We start from the raw sequence: 20,653 nt of genomic DNA on the forward strand, positions 1-20,653 counted from the left end.
CCGAACAGTCGGCGCGTATGACGCCATTACTGCTTACACCAAGGCCTTATCCAGCGAGCGTTCAATTTCGGACTGGATCATGCCGCTCATCGGCGACATCAGCATCCCGAGCTTCACGTCGACCTTGACCGTGCGCTCACCGATTTCCAGCAAGCCGTCTACCCCCGAGCGCTTCAATTGGACCTTGTCACCTGACCAGGTAGGTTGCAGGCCATACTGCGCCGCCAGCTTCTCAACCACTTGCTCAGCTTTTACCCGTGCAGCCTCAATGCCCAGGGCATGGGTGCGTTCAACGCTGATGCGAGCCATGGCTTCACTCCTCATAAATAAGCCGACCACTATACTTACATTGACCCTCGCCAAGACAAAGTCGGCCTCCGGGATTAGAATGGCCAGCATTCTCTTTTGGTGACAGCGATATGACTGATCAGCGCAAAGGCAGCGATGCCGAACCCACCACGCACTTCGGCTTCAAAAACGTTCCAGAAAGCCAAAAAGCGGAAAAAGTCGCGGAGGTGTTCCACTCCGTCGCGGGCAAATATGACCTGATGAACGACGTTCTGTCGGGCGGTATGCACCGTCTGTGGAAGCGCTTCACCATCGAGCTGTCGGGTGTTCGCCAAGGCAACAAGGTGCTCGACATCGCAGGCGGCACGGGCGATCTGGCGCGCAAGTTTTCGCATCTGGTCGGCCCCACCGGTCAAGTCGTGCTGGCTGACATCAACGCTTCCATGCTCAAGGTTGGCCGTGACCGTCTGCTGGACAAAGGTGTGGCGGGCAATATCGAGTTCGTTCAGGCCGACGCTGAAAAACTGCCGTTCCCGGACAACTACTTCGATTGCGTGACCATCGCCTTTGGCCTGCGCAACGTGACCCACAAAGAAGACGCCCTGCGCTCGATGCTGCGTGTGCTCAAGCCCGGCGGCCGTTTGCTGGTGCTGGAATTCTCCAAGCCCACCAACGCGCTGATGTCCAAGGTCTACGATGCCTACTCGTTCGCCTTTATGCCGATGGTCGGCAAACTGATCCTCAACGACCCGGAAAGCTATCGCTATCTGGCGGAGTCGATCCGTATGCACCCGAATCAGGAAACCCTGAAGTCGATGATGGTCGAGGCCGGTTTTGACCGCGTGACTTATCACAACATGACCTCTGGCATCGTTGCACTGCACCGCGGCATCAAACCCTGATGTTGCTCAGGGGCCTTCTCGCCAGCGTTGAGAGCGGTGTTAACCGCTTCTTGCGCCTGGACAGCACAGCACTGGCGCGCATGCAGCCATTGACCGGCAAAGTGATTGCGGTTGAATGCGCCAGCCCTGCGCTGCATCTGTTCATTTTGCCCAGCGATGAAGGCCTGCTGTTAGCCACCCAATGGGCCGCCGACGCCGATTGCACACTGCGTGCCCCGGCAACCAGCCTGCTGCGTTTGGCCTTGAGCAAAGACAAAACCGCTGTGCTGCATGGCCCTGAAGTCGACCTCGAAGGCGACAGTCATGTGCTGATGGCGCTGGCGGCGATCCTGCAAGATCTGGAACTGGACTGGGAGTACGAACTCTCACGCTGGATTGGCCCGGTGCCTACCGCACTGATCGGTGGCCACTTGCGTAGCCGCGCTAACTGGTACCAACAAGGGTTCGCCAGCCTCAATCAGAACTTGGCCGAATACCTGAGCGAAGAAGCCCGCACATTGGTCGGAGAAAGTGAAGCGCAAGCGCGTTTTGACGAACTTGACCATCTCAAACTCGACCTGGACCGACTGGAAGCGCGCATTGAGCGCCTCTCTCGATCCCTCAATTCCAGCGATGTCGCATGAAGCTGCTTGCCATTCGTCGTTTGTTTCGCATCCAGCGTGTGGTCATTCGCTACCGACTGGATGACCTGCTGTTCGCCCTGCCTTTGCCGTGGTGGATGCTATCGCTGCGCTATGCGTTGCCGTGGCGCTGGTTCCCGCGCAAAAAGCTGGAATTGAGCCGCGGAGCGGCCTTGCGTCTGGCGCTACAGGACTTGGGACCGATCTTCATCAAGTTCGGGCAGATCCTGTCTACCCGTCGCGACCTGCTGCCGCCTGATATCGCCGATGAATTGATGCTGCTGCAAGACCGTGTGCCGCCATTCGACCCGCAGCTGGCGGTCAAGCTCATCGAAGAGCAATTGGGCGCAACCATCAGCGAAGTGTTCAGCCGGTTTGATATCGAGCCGCTGGCCTCGGCGTCGGTGGCGCAAGTGCATAGCGCCAAGCTCAAGACCGGCGAAGAAGTGGTGGTCAAGGTGGTTCGTCCCGGCCTCAAACCGATCATCGGCTCTGATTTGGCGTGGCTGTTCATCCTGGCCAAAACCGCTGAGCGCCTGAGCGCCGATGCCCGTCTGCTGCACCCGGTAGACGTGGTCAGTGATTACGAAAAAACCATCTACGACGAACTCGACCTGCTACGCGAAGCGGCCAACGCCAGCCAGCTCAAGCGCAACTTCGAAGGGTCGCCGCTGCTTTACGTGCCGCAGATTTACTGGGACTGGTGCCGTCCCAAAGTGCTGGTAATGGAGCGTATCTACGGGCTTCAAGTCACGGACCTGGCCGCCTTGGCCGACCAGCGCACCGACATGAAAATGCTTGCCGAGCGCGGGGTCGAAATTTTCTTCACCCAAGTGTTTCGCGACAGCTTCTTCCATGCGGACATGCACCCCGGCAATATTTTTGTCAGCACAGTCAGCCCCTGGAGCCCGCAATACATCGCGATCGACTGCGGCATTGTCGGCAGCCTGACCCCCGAAGATCAGGACTATCTGGCCCGCAACCTGTTTGCTTTCTTCAAGCGTGACTACCGCCGCGTGGCGCAGTTGCACATTGATTCGGGCTGGGTGCCGGCGCACACCAAACTCAACGAATTCGAAGCCGCCATTCGTACCGTGTGCGAGCCGATCTTCGAAAAACCGCTGAAAGAAATTTCCTTTGGTCAGGTGCTGATGCGCCTGTTCCAGACGGCCCGACGTTTCAACATGGAAGTCCAACCGCAGTTGGTGTTGCTGCAAAAAACCTTGCTTAATATCGAAGGCCTGGGCCGTCAGCTTTACCCCGATCTCGACCTGTGGAGCACCGCGCAGCCGTTCCTTGAGCGCTGGATGCGTGAACGCGTCAGCCCCAAAACCCTGCTGCGCAACCTGCACAGTCAAGTCGAGCAACTCCCGCATCTGGCAGGCATGACCCGGGATTTGCTGGAACGCCTGTCGCAGCCCCATGCAAAAAACCAGAAATTGGTGGTAACGGAACCCCGAGACAGTTGGTTCTTGCGCTTGCTGGGAGCGGGACATTTGGCCGCAGGTGCCTTACTGGCCACCGTCGGCCCACTGCACACCCTGGGCTATTGGCCGGCCGGCATCATGCTGGCCGTGGGCTTGTATCTGATCGTGCGCCGATAGCCAGCCCCCGAGCAGGCTGGCAAACTGTGCATTCGCCGGTCCGGGCCTTTAGCCGCGGACCCGTTGTCGGAGTCAAACATGAAACACTGGCTGGACGAGATCAAATGGGACAGCGACGGCCTGGTGCCGGCGATTGCCCAAGACCACAAAACCGGGCGCGTCTTGATGATGGCCTGGATGAACCGCGAAGCGTTGAGCCTGACCGCTGCCGAGAACCGTGCCATTTACTGGTCACGTTCGCGCGGCAAACTGTGGCGCAAGGGCGAAGAGTCGGGCCATGTACAAAAGCTGCATGAAATGCGCCTGGACTGCGACGCTGACGTCATCATTTTGATGGTTGAACAGATCGGTGACATCGCCTGCCATACCGGCCGTCAGAGCTGCTTCTATCGCGTGTACGAAAACACCGAGTGGAAGACCGTAGACCCGGTTCTGAAAGACCCGCACGCCATTTACCAAGCAGGGCACTCCCATGACTGACACCTTGAGCCGCGTTGCCCAAGTGATCGAAGAGCGCAAGAATGCCGAACCGGGCAGCTCTTACGTTGCCAGCCTGTACCACAAGGGCCTGAACAAGATTCTGGAAAAGGTCGGTGAAGAATCGGTCGAGACCATCATTGCTGCCAAGGACGCCGCCATCAGCGGTGATTGCAGCGATGTGATCTACGAAACCGCCGACCTGTGGTTTCACAGCATGATCATGCTCGCCCAACTGGGGCAGCATCCGCAGGCTGTACTGGATGAACTGGAGCGTCGCATCGGCACCTCCGGCCACGTGGAAAAAGCCTCGCGGCCGTCCGCTTAACCCTCTTTTGCAAAGGAACCGATCATGGGCATTTTTGACTGGAAACACTGGATCGTCATTCTGGTAGTCGTGGTACTGGTCTTCGGCACCAAAAAACTGAAAAACCTCGGCACTGACGTCGGCGAATCGATCAAGGGCTTTCGCAAAGCCATGAACGACGACGAAAAACCGGCTGAACCGGTGGTGCCACCTGCGCAGCCGACTGCCGCGCCACAACCCCACACCACTTCGACCTTGAACGAGCCGCACACCATCGACGTGCAGGCACAAAAAGTCGAAGAGCCGACCCGCAAAGACGTGTGAGCCAAAACTAATGTTCGGTATCAGCTTCAGTGAACTGCTGCTCGTCGGCCTGGTGGCTCTGCTCGTGCTCGGGCCAGAACGCCTGCCGGGTGCGGCACGCACGGCGGGCCTGTGGGTCGGGCGCTTGAAACGCAGTTTCAATGCGATCAAACAGGAAGTTGAACGTGAGATCGGTGCCGATGAGATCCGGCGCCAGCTGCACAACGAACACATCCTGTCGATGGAAGAAGAGGCCAAGAAGATTCTGGCCCCGCTGCAAGACGCCGTGAAACCTCTCACGCCTGTTGAGCCGCCCGCGACACCGGTGGCCGTTGCACCTGTCGAACCCGCCAGCCCCGCGCCCGTGAGCCTGAGCAAAACCGCGTCCGGGCCTGCGCCTCAAACGCCAGCGCCACACGACCCAACCCTGCCACCGCGAGCCCCTTAAGCGCATGAGCGACATTCCTGAAAATGACCAGCCAATGCCGCTGGTTTCGCACCTGACCGAGCTGCGCACCCGCCTGTTGCGCTGCATCGCGGCGATTTTCATCATCTTCGCCGGCTTGTTCGCCTTCACGCAGCAGATCTACACGCTAGTCTCCACGCCCCTGCGTGAGTACTTGCCAGTGGGCGCCACGATGATTGCCACTGACGTGGCCTCGCCGTTCCTTACGCCGCTCAAGCTGACCATGATGGTGTCGCTGTTTATTGCCATCCCGGTGATCCTGCACCAGATCTGGGGCTTTATCGCGCCGGGCCTGTACAAGCATGAAAAGCGCATCGCCGTGCCGTTGCTGGTGTCGAGCATCTTTCTGTTCTATGCAGGCATGGCGTTTGCCTACTTCCTGGTGTTCCCGCTGGTGTTCAAGTTCTTCGCCGCCGCCACCCCCGAAGGCGTCGCGATGATGACCGACATCAGCAGTTACCTTGATTTCGTCATGACCCTGTTCTTCGCCTTTGGCGTGGCCTTTGAAATCCCGGTGGCCGTGGTGCTGCTGGTGTGGATTGGCATTGTCGACGTCAAATACCTGCGCAAAATCCGCCCGTACGTGATCATCGGCTGCTTCGTGGTCGGCATGATCCTGACCCCGCCGGATATTTTCTCGCAAACCTTGCTGGCGATTCCGATGTGGATGCTGTTTGAAATCGGCATTCTGTTTGGCAGCCTGGTGAGCAAAAACAAACGCGGTGACGATACCGACGATCAACCGGCTGACCAGAACGCCCAACCGCCAGCGCCTCAAGCGTGAACCTGCTGCTCCTCGAAGAGGCCGATTTCATTGCTGCCGACCGCGTGATCCTGCGCGACCGGCGCTTGACGCACATGCAGGAAGTTCACCGCGCTGTTGTAGGCGACAGCCTGCGAGTAGGCCGGATAGGTGGCTTGATGGGCAGTGCCGAACTGGTGCGCCTTGAAGCCAAAGAGGCCGAGCTGGTGATCCACAGCCTCGACCAGCCGCCCCCGGCCAAACTGCCCCTGACCTTGCTGCTGGCCCTGCCGCGCCCGAAAATGCTGCGCCGGGTGCTACAAACCGTGGCCGCCATGGGTGTACCCAACGTCGTGTTGGTGAACAGTTACCGGGTCGAGAAAAGCTTTTGGCAAACCCCGTTTCTGGAACCTGAAGCCATTCGCGAGCAGTTGATCCTGGGGCTTGAGCAAGCCCGTGACAGCGTGCTGCCGAACATCACCCTTGAAAAACGCTTCAAGCCGTTTGTTGAAGACCGCCTACCAGCCTTGGTTGATGGCACATTGGGGCTAGTGGGCCATCCCGGTGATTACCCTGAATGCCCGCGCGGGCTGGACCAAGCCGTGACGCTGGCCATTGGCCCGGAAGGTGGCTGGATCCCTTACGAAATCGACCTGCTGGCCAAGGCCGGGTTGCAACCGGTGCAACTCGGGCCACGCATTTTGCGGGTTGAAACCGCCGTCACCGCCCTCCTCGCCCGCTTGTTTTAAGGCGCCCACCCTGTCATCGGGTTTACGGCTGCTTCGCCGCCGCGTGCCTCGTCAGCGCCTGCGGGCATTTGAAATACAATTTGTATAAAACCCCTCAAGTCCGGCCCTTTGCGGCCGATAAGCTGGCTCCTCAAAAGCATACTCAGTGGCCATGGACGGCGCGCATCGATGTGAATCGATCAGATAAGGAGCATCACCATGAACCATTGGTTGACCACCACGCTGGGCAATATCAGCGTCAATCGCAAACTCAGTCTCGGCTTTGGCCTGGTGCTGATCATGACGCTGTTGATTACCGCCACCGGCTGGAGCGGACTGACGTCGATCATTGATCGCAGCAAAAAGCTCAGCACCATTTCCGACACCGTGGCGCTGGTCAAAGACCTGCGCATTGCCCGCGTGTCCTACGACCGGGATAACGGTGAGAATGGCCCCGGCGAGGTCAATGACCTGCTGAACGATATCGATAACAATCTGACGCTCGCCAGCAAGCAGTTGGTGGTCTCGCAAGATCTGACCATGATCAACCAAGAGTTGCAGGCGGTCGCGCAATACAAAAACATCTTCAGCGAAATCGACAAGGCCACCCAGGCCCGCGAGCTTAATCGGGCACGCCTTGGCAGTAGCGCGCAAAGCGCCGCCGACAGTATCGATGGCATCGAAAAAGAGGTACTCAAGGGCAATGACCTGGCCATGCTCAACCGGGTCAACGAACTCAGCCGCCAAGTGCAACACGCGCGCTATCAAGTGCGCGGCTATACCCACAGTGGCGAAGCCGATGCCGCGCAACCCGCACTGGATGCCATCCTCGTCGCTCAAAACGAACTCACCCGCCTCACGGCGCAATTGCCCGGCGAATACAGCCCGCAGTTGCAACAAGTCGCTCACTCGCTGAAAAATTACGGCGAGACGTTCGGGCAGTTCCGTGACTCGCAGCTGCTCAGCGACCAGCAACAGAACAGCCTGCAAGCCTTGGGCGACAGCCTGGTGAACCTCAGCCACGCACTGGCGACCTCGCAAACCACCAAGCGCGACAACGATGCACAACAGGCCAAAACCGCCCTGATTGTTTGCGCCGTATTGGCCCTGTTGCTCGGCACACTGGCAGCCTGGCTGATTACCCGACAGATCGTCACCCCGCTGCAACACACCCTGCGCATCGTAGAAGCCGTAGCCGCAGGCGATCTCAGTCAAGATCACCCTACTCAGCGTCGCGACGAACTGGGCCAGGTGCAGCAGGCCATTGCCCGCATGACCGGCGAACTGCGCGACCTGATCGGCGGTATCAGCGACGGTGTGACCCAGATCGCCAGCGCGGCCGAGCAGTTGTCAGCCGTGACGGAGCAGACCAGCGCCGGGGTCAACAGCCAAAAGGTTGAGACCGATCAAGTGGCCACCGCCATGCACGAAATGGCCGCCACAGTGCATGAAGTCGCGCGTAACGCCGAAGAAGCCTCTGAGGCTGCCGTCGCCGCCGATCAACAAGCGCGTGAAGGTGACACGGTGGTCGCGCAGGCCATTGAACAGATTGAGCACCTGGCCGCCGAGGTGCTGAAGTCCACCGACGCCATGACGCACCTGCAACAAGAAAGCGGCAAGATTGGCAGCGTGCTGGACGTGATCAAATCAGTGTCGCAACAGACCAACCTGCTGGCGCTCAACGCGGCGATTGAGGCTGCACGGGCGGGCGAGGCGGGCCGCGGGTTTGCCGTGGTGGCCGATGAAGTGCGCAGCCTGGCGCAACGCACCCAAGCCTCTACCGAAGAAATCGAAGAGTTGATTGTTGGCTTGCAGAGCGGTACGCAACGGGTGTCCACCAGCATGGACAACAGCCGCGTGTTGACCGACAGCAGCGTCGAGCTGACCCGTCGCGCCGGGGCCTCGCTGAGCACCATCACCCGTACCGTATCGACCATCCAGGGTATGAACCAGCAGATTGCAGCTGCCGCCGAGCAGCAAAGCTCGGTCGCCGAAGAGATCAACCGCAGCGTGCTCAACGTGCGCGATGTGTCTGAGCAAACCGCTGCGGCCAGCGAAGAAACCGCCGCTTCCAGCGTGGAACTGGCCCGACTGGGCACTCACCTGCAAACCTTGGTGGGCCGTTTCAAGGTCTAACCCCTGTAGCCATTGGCGAGCAGCCCGATCACAACCTCGCGCTGCTCGACAACGGCTACACTGCGTGATGGCACTAAGCCTGCGACGTCCATCACACTCTGAGCGACCGGGTTTTAGTTATGTTGGCTCGCGCCGATGGCCTGATAACTAATAAAAAGACCGCGAAGCACGGGACTGCTTGTCATGGAGTCGGTTCGGTCAAAAAAGGAGCACCGCCATGTACCGTTGGTTGGCCCACACGCTAGGCAATATCAGCGTTATTCGTAAACTCAGCCTGGGCTTTGGCCTGGTGTTGATCCTGACCTTGCTGATCACCGCCACCGGCTGGAACGGCCTGGCGTCCGTGATTGACCGCGGCGACAAGCTGGCGAATATTTCAAAAATCATTGCCCTGACCAAAGACCTGCGCATCGCGCGTCTTGATTATGAAAGGGAGCGGGGCGACCACGGCCCCGGCGAATTGAACGGGCGCCTGAGCGAACTGGACGAGGCGCTGGAAACCTCGCGCCGTCAACTGACCACGCCTGAAGACATTGAGTTGGTACAACAACAGCTGGCCGTTGTGGCCGATTACCGGCGCGCCGTGGCTGATATAACGCTCGCCACTCAAGCCCGCGAAACCAGCCGCACACAACTCGGCGCCACGGCTGACGCGGCTGTTGCCAACGTCACAGCCATTGAAAAAGCCTTGTCGCAAGGCGATAGCGTGCCCCAGTTCAACAGCGTGATTGAACTGAGCAAATTGCTGCAACAAGCGCGCTTTCAGGTCCGCGGCTACACCTACAGCGGTAAACCTGAGGCCGAACAACCGGCGCTGGACGCCATCGACAACGCCCTCAAAGCACTCAACAGTTTGCCGACCAAACTCCCCGACGAGCACATCGCCAACCTGCAACAGGCTGCACAATCGCTGCAAAACTACCGCGCCGCCGTGACCACGTTTCGTGACGCCCAAGTCGCCAATACCCACGCGCTTGAGCGCATGCAGGCACTGGGCAACAACCTGATCGACTTGAGCAAGCAACTGTCAGGTATGCAAACCGCCAAGCGTGACCTGGACAGCCAGCGGGCCAAAACGCTGCTGATCGGCTGCACCCTGCTCGCCTTGCTACTGGGCGTGATTGGCGCCTGGAGCATCACGCGCCAGATCGTCATCCCGCTGCGTCAAACCCTTAAAACCGTTGAGCGCGTGGCCGCAGGTGATCTGACGCACGACTACGACACTGCCCGGCGCGATGAGTTGGGGCAACTGCAACGCGCCGTACAGCGCATGACCGTGGGCCTGCGCGAGTTGATCAGTGGGATCACCGATGGCGTGACGCAAATCGCCAGTGCCGCCGAAGAACTCTCCGCCGTTACCGAACAGACCAGCGCGGGGGTCAACAGCCAAAAGGTGGAGACCGATCAGGTGGCCACCGCCATGCACGAAATGGCCGCTACCGTGCAGGAAGTGGCGCGTAATGCCGAAGAAGCGTGCGAAGCCGCCGTGGCCGCCGACCAGCAAGCCCGTGAAGGTGACAAAGTGGTCGCCCAAGCGATTGCACAGATCGAGAAGCTGGCGATTGAAGTCGGTCACTCCACCGAAGCGATGGACCATTTGAAGCGCGAAAGCGACAAAATTGGCAGCGTGCTGGACGTGATCAAGTCCGTGGCCCAGCAAACCAACTTGCTGGCCCTTAACGCGGCGATTGAGGCGGCCCGGGCCGGAGAAGCAGGACGCGGCTTTGCGGTCGTGGCCGATGAAGTGCGCAGCCTGGCACAACGCACTCAGCAATCGACCGAAGAGATTGAAGAACTGATTGCCGGCCTGCAAAGCGGCACGCTGCAAGTGTCCAGCAGCATGGACAGCAGCCGCAGCCTGACCGACAGCAGTGTTGAACTGACACGCCGCGCAGGCGATTCACTGGGCAACATCACCCGCACCGTGTCGGCCATTCAAGGGATGAACCAGCAGATTGCCGCAGCGGCAGAGCAGCAAAGCGCGGTGGCAGAAGAGATCAACCGCAGCGTATTGAACGTGCGCGATGTGTCTGAGCAGACCTCGGCCGCCAGTGAAGAGACCGCTGCGTCGAGCATGGAACTGGCGCGGCTGGGCACGCATCTGCAAGGGTTGGTGGCACGGTTTAAGGTGTAACTCGCGCACGCAAAACGTAGCCGTTGACGAGTCATACGAGGCTGCGTCCGGGCGCGAAGCGGTCGTAAAAACCAACCCGCGCGGTGTCTCAGAGACACCGCAGTCGTCGGGTTTATGATCGCTTCACAATCGAACGCCGCCTACGCCAACCTCGGCCATTCCCTCGTGAGCCGGGGCTCACAGCACCTGGCGCAAAAAAGCCTGTGCTCGCAGGTCTTTAGGCGAATTGAAGAAGTCTTGCGGGGCGCTGTCCTCCAGCAATTTGCCGTGATCGAAGAACAACACGCGGTTCGCCACTTCACGGGCAAAACCCATTTCGTGGGTCACGCACACCATGGTCATGCCTTCGCGTGCCAGGGTTTTCATCACGTCGAGCACTTCGCCCACCATTTCCGGGTCTAGCGCCGACGTTGGCTCATCAAACAGCATCACCTTGGGTTCCATTGCCAGCGCACGGGCAATCGCCACGCGCTGCTGTTGGCCACCCGACAGGCGCGAGGGGTATTCATTGGCTTTCTGGCCGATGCCGACCTTTTCCAGCAGCGCACGGGCCTTGGCCTCGCGCTCGGCTTTGCCACGTTTGCGCACCACTTTCTGCGCCAGGCACAGGTTTTCGAGCACGGTCATGTGCGGGAACAAGTTGAAATGCTGGAACACCATACCGACTTCACGGCGATAGGCGTTGACGTCGGTTTTAGGGTTGGCCAGGTCGACACCGTCGATGCTGACCGAGCCTGAGTCGAAATCTTCCAGGCCATTCAAGCAGCGCAGGAAAGTTGACTTGCCCGAACCTGACGGGCCGATCACCACCAGCACCTCGCCTTTGGCGACGGTGGTGCTCACGTTGTCCACGGCGCGGACGAGGTGCCCACGCGTGTCAAAAACTTTTACCAGTTCGCGGACTTCAATCACTTTGCGCGAGCCTCCGCTCAAGCCGGCTGGCCAAATGCGACAGCGGCAGGTTGATCAACAGGTACAGGCCCGCCACGCAGAACAGAATCTCGAACGGCGAAAACGAGGTGGTAATGACTTCGCGGCCGCTTTTGAGCAGCTCGGTGATGGCAATCACCGACACCAGCGAGGTGTCTTTGACCAGGCTGATAAATTGCCCGGCCAACGGCGGCAGTACGCGCTTGAACGCTTGCGGCAGCACCACGTAACGCATCGACTGGCTGGCGTTAAGGCCCAAGGAGCGCGCGGCTTCGTTTTGCCCGCGGGCGATGGACTGCACACCCGAACGCACAATCTCGGCCACGTATGCACCGGTAAACAGCGACAACGCGGCAATACCGGCGAACTCGCGGGACAGATTCAGCACGGTGCCAATAAAGAAGTAAAAGATGAAAATCTGCACCAGTAGCGGTGTACCGCGCACCAGTTCGACATAAAGCGTCGAGAGGTCACGCAGGGTCGGGTTATTCGACAGGCGGCACAACCCGGTGGCCAGGCCGATAATCAGGCCCAACACCCCTGACACCAGCGACAACCACACGGTGGTCCACAACCCCAGCAGCAGCGGTCCGGCGGCCCAGTGACGGTTCACGCCGACTACATCGCCCTCGGCCACGTCATCGCCTTCGGCCAGTTGCACGCTGTTGTCAGCCACGCTCAGGCGTTGTTCAGTGCCATCTTCGGCACGCAGTACGACGTCGGCTTGATCGCCTTTGCGCACCAACTCAATCACGGTGGAAGCTTCAGTGGCCCGCTGGGCTTCTTCGGCCTGATAGACGAAGTATTGCGGGACTCGGTTCCAGCGCCATTCGTAGGACATCAGCGAGGTGGCGTAATACAACGCGCCCGCCAGACCGATGAGCACCAGCACGGTTAACACGTGCCAGGGCCACTGGGCTTTTTTTTGTTTGATCACGTTCAGGTTCCATCAGGAGTAAAGCCGGGCCCGTAGCCGTTGCCGAAGGCTACGTGCGAGGGCGAAGCGCTCATATCTGGAGCGCCTCGGTGTTTCATCTGAATCGCATTACGCTTTTTTACGGCTGCTGCACAACCGTGCACAGCCTTCGGCAACGGCTACAAAGCATCGCGCTTATTCCATGTCCTTGAGCCAGGTGGTGTCTTTGAACCACTTGTCATGGATGCGATCGTAGGTGCCGTCTTCGTGGATCTGGTGCAGGAAGTTGTTGATGAAGTTAAGGCTGTCGTAGTCGCCTTTCTTCAGGCCAAAGGCCAACGGCTCGTAGGTAAACGGCTGATCGAGGTACACCAGTTTGCCGTCACCGAACTTGTTAACCGCCACTACGTTGTAAGGCGCATCGTAAACAAAGGCATCTGCCTTGCCGTTCACCACGTCCAGCACCGCTTCGGGTTCGTTGTCGTAGCCGTGGTACTGAGCTTTGGACATCAGTTTTTTGGCGATCATTTCACCGGTGGTGCCCAGCTTGGAGGTCAGGCGGTATTGCGGGTCGTTGAGGTCTTTGTAGGTTTTAACCTTGTCAGCCAGTTCCTTGCGGATCAGCAGGGTCTGGCCCACAACGATGAAGGGTTCGCTGAAGTTCAGGCGCAGGTTACGTTCCTGAGTCAGGGTCATGCCGCTGCCGATCATGTCGAATTTGTTGGTCATCAAGGCCGGGATAATGCCGTCGTAGCCCGTGGACACCAGCTCCAGCTTGACCCCCATCGACTTGGCCATGGCTTTGAGCAGGTCGACTTCGAAGCCAATGATCTGGCCGCGTTTGTTGGTCATTTCGAATGGCATGTACGTCGGGTCCATGCCCACCTTCAACGTGCCACGCTGGACCGCGTCATCAATTGCGCCTGCATGGGCTGCGCTAACCGCCAGTAGTGCAGTGACACTGAACATCAGTTTCGACAGAAACTTCTTCATCATCAACTCCCCGGAACCTACTCAATAAAGGTGTTGGCCTACGGCCGGCTCCAGACTCAAAGCCAATACCGCCGGGCACTCACCCATTCGAAGATGGATGCTAACTCAGAGCAGGGGGAGGACAAAGACTTTGCATCACAAAAGCGCGACAGATCATCCGTAGCCTCTGGCGCAGGTTGCGAAGCAAGCCGGGACGTCGCCTTGGGCAACGACCACAAAAAAGCCCGTCCGCTCGGGTGAGGGGACGGGCTTGGGGTCAAGCGGCTGGCTGTAACGGTAACAGCGGCGCGTGGGCGTCGGCTGTGACCGACTCACGCCAGGCGTTGAGCCAGTCTTGATGACCTTCGCTCCACACCAGCGCGTGCAAGCGTGCCAATGCCACCGGATCGCTCAGCAGCGCCATGCGCTCGTTGTTGTTAAGCCCCGCAGGCCCCACTTTCAAGGCATGTCGAACGCGTTCGGTACGTAGCCATTCAATCGGCTCGGCTTCACGGTGACGTGAGGTCGCCAAAGCACACGCCAAAGCGTTCTGTTGTGGATCAACCACCGAACGGATGAAGCCGTCGTGCAGCGCGTGGTAACGATTCTCGTGGGTGTATTCAGCCGTAGCCGACAACTCACGGGGCGGCGCGTATTCCTCAGGAATCAGGAACAAGCTGGCGTCACGGGACTTGAGGCCCAACTTCACACGGCTGGAAATCACGGACACCGGGATCGACAGCATCAGCGAACCGACAATCGGCACCAACCACCACAGAAAGCTTGGGTTCAACCACAGCACCAACGCAGCCCAGGCCGCACCCAACAGGGTTTGCGGGCCATGACGGCGCACGGCTTCGCTCCACGGCGTGGAATCATCGTCACGTTGTGGCGAGTTCCAGGTCGCTGCCCAGCCCAGGAACGCAGCCAGTACAAAGCGGGTGTGGAAGATCATGCGCACCGGCGCCAGCAGCATGGAGAACAGCATCTCCAGCAGCATCGACAATGTGACCTTGAACTTGCCACCGAACTGTTTCGCGCCTTTGGCCCAGATCAAAATGATGCTCAGCAGTTTAGGCAGGAACAGCAACACGATGGTGGTCGAGAACAACGCTACGGCTTTTTCCGGGTGCCATTGAGGCCACAGCGGATACAGCTGACGCGGTTCCATGAAGTACTGCGGCTCCATCAGCGTGTTGACTGCCAGCAAGGCCGTCGACAGCAGCAAGAAGAAGAACCACAACGGCGCCGACAGGTACGACATCACGCCTGTGAGGAACACGGCCCGGTGAACCGGGTGCATGCCTTTGACCAAAAACAGGCGGAAGTTCATCAAGTTGCCGTGGCACCAGCGACGGTCACGCTTGAGTTCGTCCAGCAAGTTAGGCGGCAGTTCTTCATAGCTGCCCGGCAAGTCGTAGGCAATCCACACCCCCCAACCGGCACGGCGCATCAATGCCGCTTCAACGAAGTCATGGGACAGAATCGCGCCCGCAAACGCTCCTTTACCCGGCAATGGCGCGAGGGCGCAGTGCTCGATAAAAGGCTTCATGCGGATGATGGCGTTGTGGCCCCAGTAATGAGATTCACCCAACTGCCAGAAGTGCAGACCGGCGGTAAACAACGGGCCGTAGACCCGCGTAGCGAACTGCTGCATACGCGCATATAGCGTGTCCATGCCCGAAGCGCGTGGCGCGGTCTGAATGATGCCCGCGTCTGGCGTGGCTTCCATCAAGCGCACCAGGCTGGTCAAGCATTCGCCGCTCATCACGCTGTCTGCGTCGAGCACCACCATGTACTTGTAATCACCGCCCCAGCGACGGCAGAAGTCGTCGAGGTTGCCGCTTTTGCGTTTCACACGACGGCGACGACGGCGATAGAAAATCCGCCCGAAGCCTTCGGTCTCGCGGCACACGTCCAGCCACGCCTGCTGTTCAGCCACGCAGATATCCGGGTCGTTACTGTCGCTGAGGACGAAAAAGTCAAAACGGTCCAGGTCACCGGTCGCTGCCACCGATTCGTAAGTCGCACGCAAGCCTGCAAATACGCGGGTTACGTCTTCATTACAGATCGGCATCACCAACGCGGTACGGGCGTCTTGGGGGATCGGCTCATTACCCGCGCTGGCGCCTGAAATGCGGTATTTGTCGTGACCGGTCAACAATTCCAGAAAGCCCATCAAGGCTGTCCAGAAACCCGCCGACACCCAGCAAAACAGAATCCCGAACAGAATCAGGATGCTGGTTTGCAGCGCATAAGGCAGCACTTGTTGCGCCGTTTGCAGCAACGGCTGATGAACCACTTCATCAAGATCAACGAACGACCAGCCCTGGTACGGCATGATGCCTTTCATGTACCAGCCAGCGACGATGGTTTGGCCCAGCATCAAAACCAACAGAATGTAACGACGAATCGAACCCACGGTGCGCCAGCGCGCCTTGGGCAGAACGCGTTCATCTTTAGGCGGAGCCGGCGGGTTGCTGCGCCCGGTCAGGCGCCGCCAGCCGCGTACCAGAATGTTGGTACGCCACGGTTCAGGCACCACCTTGGTACGGCGAATCGGCGGCGTGGCTTTGAGCATGACCCGGCCACTGGCGTCGACGGCCAGCATTTCTGCGTCCTCCAACGCCTCGGCCGAACCGAGTGTCAGCCGTGTGCCCACCGACGCCTGAGCGGCCTCGGCGCAGTTCACGTCGGCGCGGGCCGAAAGGCGCTCGTGCAGCTGCTCGAACGAGGTGCAGCTCGCCAGTTCGGCGCGCTGCTCATCGCTCAGCGGCAGATGCGCCAGGTACTCGCTGAGCGAGACGGGTTGTGCGTGAGCATTACTCATCGGCTGGCAACTGATAGCTCCAGGTCTCGGTCAGGACTTTTTCAGTCTTGACTGGCGCTGGGGTAGCTGGAGCCGCCTCGGCCGCAGGCGCTTTGGCGTCCTTGGCTTTGAGCTGCTCTTTCTTTTCCTGCGCCTTGGCCGCTGCTTTTTCAGCCTTGGTCAACGGAGCAACAGGCGCCGGGTCTTCATCTTTGACCAGTGCTGCACGCAGCTCGGTGGACTTGCTTGGGTCTTTGACCTTCAAGCGCAGGGTCAAGCGCCAGCCCTTCGTTTCCGGGTTGTGGCGCAGGTTGTTTTCTACCAGCTCGGCGTTATCACCCACGCTGACCTGGCTGCGAATGGCGGCGTCTGCTGGCAACTTCTCAAAGGACGGGCCCTCGAAGTCAATCAGGTAAGCCACGCTGCCGTCCGGTTGACGGATCAGGTTGGATTGCTTGACGTCGCCGGTCGAACGCAGTGTTTGCTGAGCCCAGGCGCTGTCTTTAGGGTGCAAAGCGGCTTCGTCCATCGTCCAGTGCAGGCGATACGCGAAGTCGAAAGGCTTGAGCGGCTCAGGCTGAGTGTCCGGGCTCCAGAAGGCAACGATGTTGTCGTTGGTTTCATCGGCGGTCGGAATCTCTACCAGATCAACCGTGCCTTTGCCCCAGTCACCTTGTGGCTCGATCCACGCGCTTGGGCGCTTGTGGTAGTTGTCATCGAGGTCTTCGTAGTGGCTGAAGTCACGGCCGCGTTGCAACAGGCCAAAGCCCAGCGGGTTTTCAACCGAGAAATTACTCACCGACAAATGCTTGGGATTGTTCAGCGGACGCCAGATCCACTCGCCGTTACCCGCATGGATCGCCAGACCCGACGAATCGTGCAGTTCGCGACGGTAGTTGAGCACTTTGGACGGCTGATTGGCGCCGAACAAGTACATGCTGGTCAGCGGAGCGATGCCCAACTTACCGACTTTGTCGCGCAGGAACATTTGCGCTTTGACGTCGACCACGGTGTCAACACCCGGGCGCAGCGTAAAGCGGTAAGCGCCCGTGGCACGCGGCGAATCCAGCAGCGCGAAAATCACCAGGTGCTTGTCACCGGCTTTCGGACGTTCGATCCAGAACTCGGTGAAACGCGGAAATTCTTCGCCAGAAGGCAATGCCGTATCAATGGCCAAGCCACGCGCCGACAGACCGTAAGCTTGATCCTTACCGACAACGCGGAAATAGCTCGCGCCCAGCATGGTCATGACTTCGTCCTGCTTATCTGCCTTGTTCAGCGGATACAGCACGCGGAAACCCGCCCAACCGAGGTTTTCGGTGGCTTTAGGGTCAAATTTAACGTCGCCGAAATCGAAACGACTGGTGTCGTACTTGATCTCTTCCACTTTGGTGGCGGTGACTTCGTTGATCTTCACTGGCGTGTCGAAGTGCATGCCCTGGTGATAGAACGACAATTTGAAGGGGGTTTTGTCGTCAGCCCACTGCGCTTTCTCGTTGCGGAAACGAATTTTTTGATAGTCCGCAAACTTCATGTCGCGAAATTCGTTTGGCAAATTGCTGCGTGGTACTTGGTACTTATGCTCGGCGAGGGTTTTAGCCTCTGCCGCCACGTCATCCAGACTGAATGCCCACAGTTGACCCGCACCGAACAAGCAAAAGAGCGCAGAGCCCGTCACCAGTGCGTTGCGTAACCGCTTGGCAGACTTTTTTGGTGCATTAAATGGACTAACAATCACGAGCAAACCTCGCCGAATACAGATGATGAAACCAACCGCCAGCGCTTGAATGCCGGGTTGGCGAGCACTGTTCCGACCGTCAAAGGGATGAATGATTCCCCAGGCGCGTCGGATTAGTCTCTGTGTAGCGCGGGATTATCTAGTAGCCCGCGTGACAACGCATCTACTGTCAGCAAGTATTTATGCTTAAAAACCCCTGTTTTCTGACGAAAACACCGATTTTCGGGGTTTTAGGTTTGTAACAAAAATGTAACGGGGCCATCGTTGACCAAATGCACCTGCATATCGGCACCAAATCGCCCTGAAGCAACCTGTGGATGCAGCCGATTGGCCTCCTTCAACAGGTGCTCGAACAAAGCGTGGGCGACCTCGGGCGGGGCGGCGGTGGAGAAGCTTGGGCGCAGGCCACTTTTAGTGTCGGCGGCCAGGGTGAACTGCGACACCAACAGCAAACCGCCGTCAATGTCGGCCAGCGAGAGGTTCATTTTGCCTTCCGGATCGCTGAACACACGGTAGTTGAGCAGTTTATGCAGCAACTTCGCGGCGCCGGCTTCAGTGTCACCGGGTTCGACGGCCACCAGCACCATCAAACCCTGATCGATTGAGCCGACGATCTCCCCCGCCACCTCAACCCGCGCACGGCTGACCCGTTGTAAAAGCCCCTTCATGCTTCATCCGGTTGCAGATTGAGCAAGCGCCGGGCCATTTGCTCGGTGGCGCGCACCAGGGCGTCGGTGATACCGGGTTCGGAAGCCACATGCCCGGCCTCGCGAATGATTTGCAGCTCACTGCCAGGCCAAGCCTGATGAAGCGCCCAAGCGTTATCCAGCGGGCAAATCATGTCGTAGCGACCATGCACGATCACCGCTGGCAGGTGAGCGATCTTGTGCATGTCACGCAGTAACTGGTCAGGCTCCAGGAACGCGTTGTTCATAAAGTAGTGGCATTCGATCCGGGCAATCGACAATGCCCGGTGCGGGTCGCAGAAACGCTCGACCACCTGCGGGTTGGGCCGCAGGGTGGCGGCACGCCCTTCCCAGGTCGACCACGCTTTGGCCACGTGCATTTGCGCAATCTGATCATTGCCCGTCAGGCGTTTGTAAAAGGCACCCATCAGGTCGTGGCGTTCTTCGGGCGGAATCGGCGCTACGTAGTCCTGCCAATAATCCGGGAAGATCCGGCTGGCACCGGCCTGATAGAACCATTCGATTTCTTGCGGGCGAGCCAGAAATATCCCACGCAAAATTAGGCCAAGCACCTGCGCTGGATGACTTTGTGCGTACGCCAATGACAGGGTCGAGCCCCACGAACCGCCAAACAACAGCCACTTGTCGATGCCCAGATACCGACGAATCCGCTCCATGTCAGCGACCAGATCCCATGTGGTGTTGCTTTCCAGACTGGCGTGCGGGGTCGAGCGTCCGCAGCCGCGCTGATCAAACGTGATGATGCGATACAGCCCCGGATCAAAATAGCACCGGCTGTTGGCATCGCAGCCTGACCCCGGCCCACCGTGCACGAACACCACGGGCAGGCCGTCGGGCGAACCGCTTTCGTCAACATAAAGAACATGCGGCCCATCAACCGCCAGCTCATGCCGGGCGTAGGGTTTGATCTGCGGGAACAAGGTCTGCATGACGCACTCCATCGGGGGTTGAGGTCATCCCTGCGGGGACTTCAAAAATGTTGCCGTCTGGCATCATAAACCCGATTAGCGGGAATGAGCAGGTGCTTATAACGGTGAATGCAGAGTGAGAAGGGCTTTTGATTTCAGGCCTTAGCGTAATGCCCTTCCCCCCACGCAATAATCCGCGCCAGCAATTGTTTGAGCACAATCTGCGTCGGCCCGGCCAGGTCTTGGCGGTAATTGAACGGCTCAACCTCTTCCATATAAGTGCTCTGCGCCAACTCCAGTTGCACCGCATGGATATGCTCCGCCGGGCTGCCGTAGTGGCGGGTGATATGGCCACCCTTGAAACGCCCGTTCAGGACATGGCTGTACTGCGGATGCTGCGCGCAGATCGTTTCCAGATCACAGGCCAGTTGCGGGTCGCAGCTGGCGCCGTTGAACGTGCCAAGGTTGAAGTCCGGCAGCTTGCCGTCAAACAAGTGCGGGATGTGCGAACGAATCGAGTGCGCATCAAACAGCAATGCATAACCAAACTCAGCCTTTAACCGGGCCAGCTCCTGCTGCAAGGTCTGGTGATAAGGCTTCCAGATCTGTTCAAGGTAAGTCGCCCGCTCAGCCTTCGACGGCGCAAGCCCTTCGCGAAACAGCGGCACGCCGTCAAACAACACGTCCGGGAACAGCCCCGTGGTCGCGCCCACGTACATCGGTGCATCGTTCTCTGGGCGGTTGAGGTCAATCACGAATCGCGAATACTCCCCCGCCAACGTACTGGCCCCCAGTTCAGCGGCAAATTCGTAAAGACGCGGAATGTGCCAGTCGGTGTCCGGCAGGCTGTGTGCCTCGGGGATCAAGCCGTCCTTGACCGCAGGCGTCAGACGCAACCCCGCGTGGGGCATGCTGATCAGCAAGGGCACGCGGCCTTGTTTGAATGTCAGAACCTTGTCCACAAAT

Annotated in this window: 20 protein-coding genes and 2 pseudogenes; 13 read left to right on the forward strand and 9 right to left on the reverse strand. The window is 59.0% G+C overall.

The features are described from left to right. Positions 1 to 33 precede the first annotated feature (33 nt). Entirely contained in the window at positions 34 to 309 is a 276-nt protein-coding gene (locus tag ACP7A4_RS14625) for a polyhydroxyalkanoic acid system family protein (protein ID WP_426247587.1), read from the reverse strand. A 110-nt stretch (positions 310 to 419) separates the two neighbouring features. Between ACP7A4_RS14625 and ubiE the strand changes: the two genes are divergently transcribed. From ubiE to ACP7A4_RS14690, 13 genes and pseudogenes are all read left to right on the forward strand, one after another. Then, positions 420 to 1,190: a bifunctional demethylmenaquinone methyltransferase/2-methoxy-6-polyprenyl-1,4-benzoquinol methylase UbiE gene (gene ubiE, locus ACP7A4_RS14630; protein WP_048364564.1), complete on the forward strand. Its 771-nt coding sequence runs from the start codon at positions 420 to 422 to the stop codon at positions 1,188 to 1,190. Further along, positions 1,190 to 1,813, forward strand: coding sequence for a ubiquinone biosynthesis accessory factor UbiJ (locus ACP7A4_RS14635; RefSeq protein ID WP_203303125.1), 624 nt, complete (start codon positions 1,190 to 1,192; stop codon positions 1,811 to 1,813). Before ubiE ends, ACP7A4_RS14635 begins: the two co-directional genes overlap by 1 nt. Further along, positions 1,810 to 3,414: a ubiquinone biosynthesis regulatory protein kinase UbiB gene (gene ubiB / locus ACP7A4_RS14640; RefSeq protein WP_059761509.1), complete on the forward strand. Its 1,605-nt coding sequence runs from the start codon at positions 1,810 to 1,812 to the stop codon at positions 3,412 to 3,414. Before ACP7A4_RS14635 ends, ubiB begins: the two co-directional genes overlap by 4 nt. 78 nt (positions 3,415 to 3,492) lie before the next feature. Next, entirely contained in the window at positions 3,493 to 3,894 is a 402-nt protein-coding gene (hisI, locus tag ACP7A4_RS14645) for a phosphoribosyl-AMP cyclohydrolase (RefSeq protein WP_059761510.1), read from the forward strand. Then, positions 3,887 to 4,219, forward strand: a complete 333-nt coding sequence (locus tag ACP7A4_RS14650) for a phosphoribosyl-ATP diphosphatase (protein WP_048364568.1) — start codon at positions 3,887 to 3,889, stop codon at positions 4,217 to 4,219. Before hisI ends, ACP7A4_RS14650 begins: the two co-directional genes overlap by 8 nt. A gap of 24 nt (positions 4,220 to 4,243) precedes the next feature. Then, positions 4,244 to 4,522 (forward strand): twin-arginine translocase TatA/TatE family subunit, encoded by a 279-nt coding sequence (locus ACP7A4_RS14655; protein WP_019825245.1) that lies wholly within the window; start codon positions 4,244 to 4,246, stop codon positions 4,520 to 4,522. A gap of 10 nt (positions 4,523 to 4,532) precedes the next feature. Next, positions 4,533 to 4,949 (forward strand): Sec-independent protein translocase protein TatB, encoded by a 417-nt coding sequence (tatB, locus tag ACP7A4_RS14660; protein ID WP_059761511.1) that lies wholly within the window; start codon positions 4,533 to 4,535, stop codon positions 4,947 to 4,949. Between the two features lie 4 nt (positions 4,950 to 4,953). Next, complete coding sequence (gene tatC, locus ACP7A4_RS14665; protein ID WP_048364570.1) at positions 4,954 to 5,751, forward strand: twin-arginine translocase subunit TatC; 798 nt, start codon at positions 4,954 to 4,956, stop codon at positions 5,749 to 5,751. Next, positions 5,748 to 6,458 (forward strand): 16S rRNA (uracil(1498)-N(3))-methyltransferase, encoded by a 711-nt coding sequence (locus ACP7A4_RS14670; protein ID WP_048364571.1) that lies wholly within the window; start codon positions 5,748 to 5,750, stop codon positions 6,456 to 6,458. Before tatC ends, ACP7A4_RS14670 begins: the two co-directional genes overlap by 4 nt. Positions 6,459 to 6,737: 279 nt before the next feature. After that, positions 6,738 to 7,718 (forward strand): annotated as a pseudogene (locus tag ACP7A4_RS14675) (methyl-accepting chemotaxis protein); the annotation flags it as partial. Further along, entirely contained in the window at positions 7,710 to 8,573 is an 864-nt protein-coding gene (locus ACP7A4_RS14680) for a methyl-accepting chemotaxis protein (RefSeq protein WP_420850440.1), read from the forward strand. The pseudogene ACP7A4_RS14675 and the gene ACP7A4_RS14680, both read left to right, overlap by 9 nt. Positions 8,574 to 8,790: 217 nt before the next feature. Beyond that, positions 8,791 to 9,849, forward strand: a pseudogene (locus ACP7A4_RS14685) (methyl-accepting chemotaxis protein); the annotation flags it as partial. Between the two features lie 144 nt (positions 9,850 to 9,993). After that, the gene (locus ACP7A4_RS14690) at positions 9,994 to 10,707 is read left to right on the forward strand and encodes a methyl-accepting chemotaxis protein (protein ID WP_371260586.1); all 714 of its coding nucleotides are present in this window, start codon (positions 9,994 to 9,996) and stop codon (positions 10,705 to 10,707) included. 177 nt (positions 10,708 to 10,884) lie between these two features. Here ACP7A4_RS14690 and ACP7A4_RS14695 read toward each other — a convergent pair whose 3' ends face one another. The 8 genes from ACP7A4_RS14695 to hutG form a co-directional block, all read right to left on the reverse strand. Then, positions 10,885 to 11,619: an amino acid ABC transporter ATP-binding protein gene (locus ACP7A4_RS14695; RefSeq protein WP_048364574.1), complete on the reverse strand. Its 735-nt coding sequence runs from the start codon at positions 11,617 to 11,619 to the stop codon at positions 10,885 to 10,887. Beyond that, positions 11,612 to 12,574 (reverse strand): amino acid ABC transporter permease, encoded by a 963-nt coding sequence (locus ACP7A4_RS14700; RefSeq protein WP_059761514.1) that lies wholly within the window; start codon positions 12,572 to 12,574, stop codon positions 11,612 to 11,614. Before ACP7A4_RS14700 ends, ACP7A4_RS14695 begins: the two co-directional genes overlap by 8 nt. Positions 12,575 to 12,748: 174 nt before the next feature. After that, complete coding sequence (locus tag ACP7A4_RS14705; RefSeq protein ID WP_426247593.1) at positions 12,749 to 13,546, reverse strand: transporter substrate-binding domain-containing protein; 798 nt, start codon at positions 13,544 to 13,546, stop codon at positions 12,749 to 12,751. A 256-nt stretch (positions 13,547 to 13,802) separates the two neighbouring features. After that, complete coding sequence (gene mdoH, locus ACP7A4_RS14710) at positions 13,803 to 16,355, reverse strand: glucans biosynthesis glucosyltransferase MdoH (protein ID WP_059761516.1); 2,553 nt, start codon at positions 16,353 to 16,355, stop codon at positions 13,803 to 13,805. Beyond that, the gene (locus tag ACP7A4_RS14715; protein ID WP_426247739.1) at positions 16,348 to 18,015 is read right to left on the reverse strand and encodes a glucan biosynthesis protein G; all 1,668 of its coding nucleotides are present in this window, start codon (positions 18,013 to 18,015) and stop codon (positions 16,348 to 16,350) included. The genes mdoH and ACP7A4_RS14715 overlap by 8 nt, the downstream gene beginning before the upstream one ends. A 287-nt stretch (positions 18,016 to 18,302) precedes the next feature. Further along, positions 18,303 to 18,740 carry a D-aminoacyl-tRNA deacylase gene (dtd, locus tag ACP7A4_RS14720; protein ID WP_426247595.1) on the reverse strand — a complete coding sequence of 146 codons (438 nt, stop codon included), beginning with the start codon at positions 18,738 to 18,740 and terminating at the stop codon, positions 18,303 to 18,305. Then, a complete protein-coding gene (gene pip, locus ACP7A4_RS14725) occupies positions 18,737 to 19,708 on the reverse strand; it encodes a prolyl aminopeptidase (RefSeq protein ID WP_048364580.1) in 972 nt (323 codons plus the stop codon). The genes dtd and pip overlap by 4 nt, the downstream gene beginning before the upstream one ends. Positions 19,709 to 19,842: 134 nt before the next feature. After that, positions 19,843 to 20,649 (reverse strand): N-formylglutamate deformylase, encoded by an 807-nt coding sequence (hutG, locus tag ACP7A4_RS14730; RefSeq protein WP_203303128.1) that lies wholly within the window; start codon positions 20,647 to 20,649, stop codon positions 19,843 to 19,845. Between the last annotated feature and the right edge of the window lie 4 nt (positions 20,650 to 20,653).

It is taken from the genome of Pseudomonas sp. TWR3-1-1 (genome assembly GCF_049896545.1).
Classification (GTDB): Bacteria; Pseudomonadota; Gammaproteobacteria; order Pseudomonadales; family Pseudomonadaceae; genus Aquipseudomonas; species Aquipseudomonas weihenstephanensis.

Coding starts and splice junctions, on each gene's coding strand:
- ACP7A4_RS14650 (WP_048364568.1), top strand. CDS start 3,887: ATGACTGACACCTTGAGCCGCGTTGCCCAAGTGATCGAAGAGCGCAAG.
- ACP7A4_RS14680 (WP_420850440.1), top strand. CDS start 7,710: ATGACCGGCGAACTGCGCGACCTGATCGGCGGTATCAGCGACGGTGTG.
- ACP7A4_RS14655 (WP_019825245.1), top strand. CDS start 4,244: ATGGGCATTTTTGACTGGAAACACTGGATCGTCATTCTGGTAGTCGTG.
- ACP7A4_RS14635 (WP_203303125.1), top strand. CDS start 1,190: ATGTTGCTCAGGGGCCTTCTCGCCAGCGTTGAGAGCGGTGTTAACCGC.
- dtd (WP_426247595.1), bottom strand. CDS start 18,740: ATGAAGGGGCTTTTACAACGGGTCAGCCGTGCGCGGGTTGAGGTGGCG.
- pip (WP_048364580.1), bottom strand. CDS start 19,708: ATGCAGACCTTGTTCCCGCAGATCAAACCCTACGCCCGGCATGAGCTG.
- hisI (WP_059761510.1), top strand. CDS start 3,493: ATGAAACACTGGCTGGACGAGATCAAATGGGACAGCGACGGCCTGGTG.
- mdoH (WP_059761516.1), bottom strand. CDS start 16,355: ATGAGTAATGCTCACGCACAACCCGTCTCGCTCAGCGAGTACCTGGCG.
- ACP7A4_RS14690 (WP_371260586.1), top strand. CDS start 9,994: ATGCACGAAATGGCCGCTACCGTGCAGGAAGTGGCGCGTAATGCCGAA.
- ACP7A4_RS14625 (WP_426247587.1), bottom strand. CDS start 309: ATGGCTCGCATCAGCGTTGAACGCACCCATGCCCTGGGCATTGAGGCT.
- ubiB (WP_059761509.1), top strand. CDS start 1,810: ATGAAGCTGCTTGCCATTCGTCGTTTGTTTCGCATCCAGCGTGTGGTC.
- tatC (WP_048364570.1), top strand. CDS start 4,954: ATGAGCGACATTCCTGAAAATGACCAGCCAATGCCGCTGGTTTCGCAC.
- ACP7A4_RS14705 (WP_426247593.1), bottom strand. CDS start 13,546: ATGAAGAAGTTTCTGTCGAAACTGATGTTCAGTGTCACTGCACTACTG.
- tatB (WP_059761511.1), top strand. CDS start 4,533: ATGTTCGGTATCAGCTTCAGTGAACTGCTGCTCGTCGGCCTGGTGGCT.
- ubiE (WP_048364564.1), top strand. CDS start 420: ATGACTGATCAGCGCAAAGGCAGCGATGCCGAACCCACCACGCACTTC.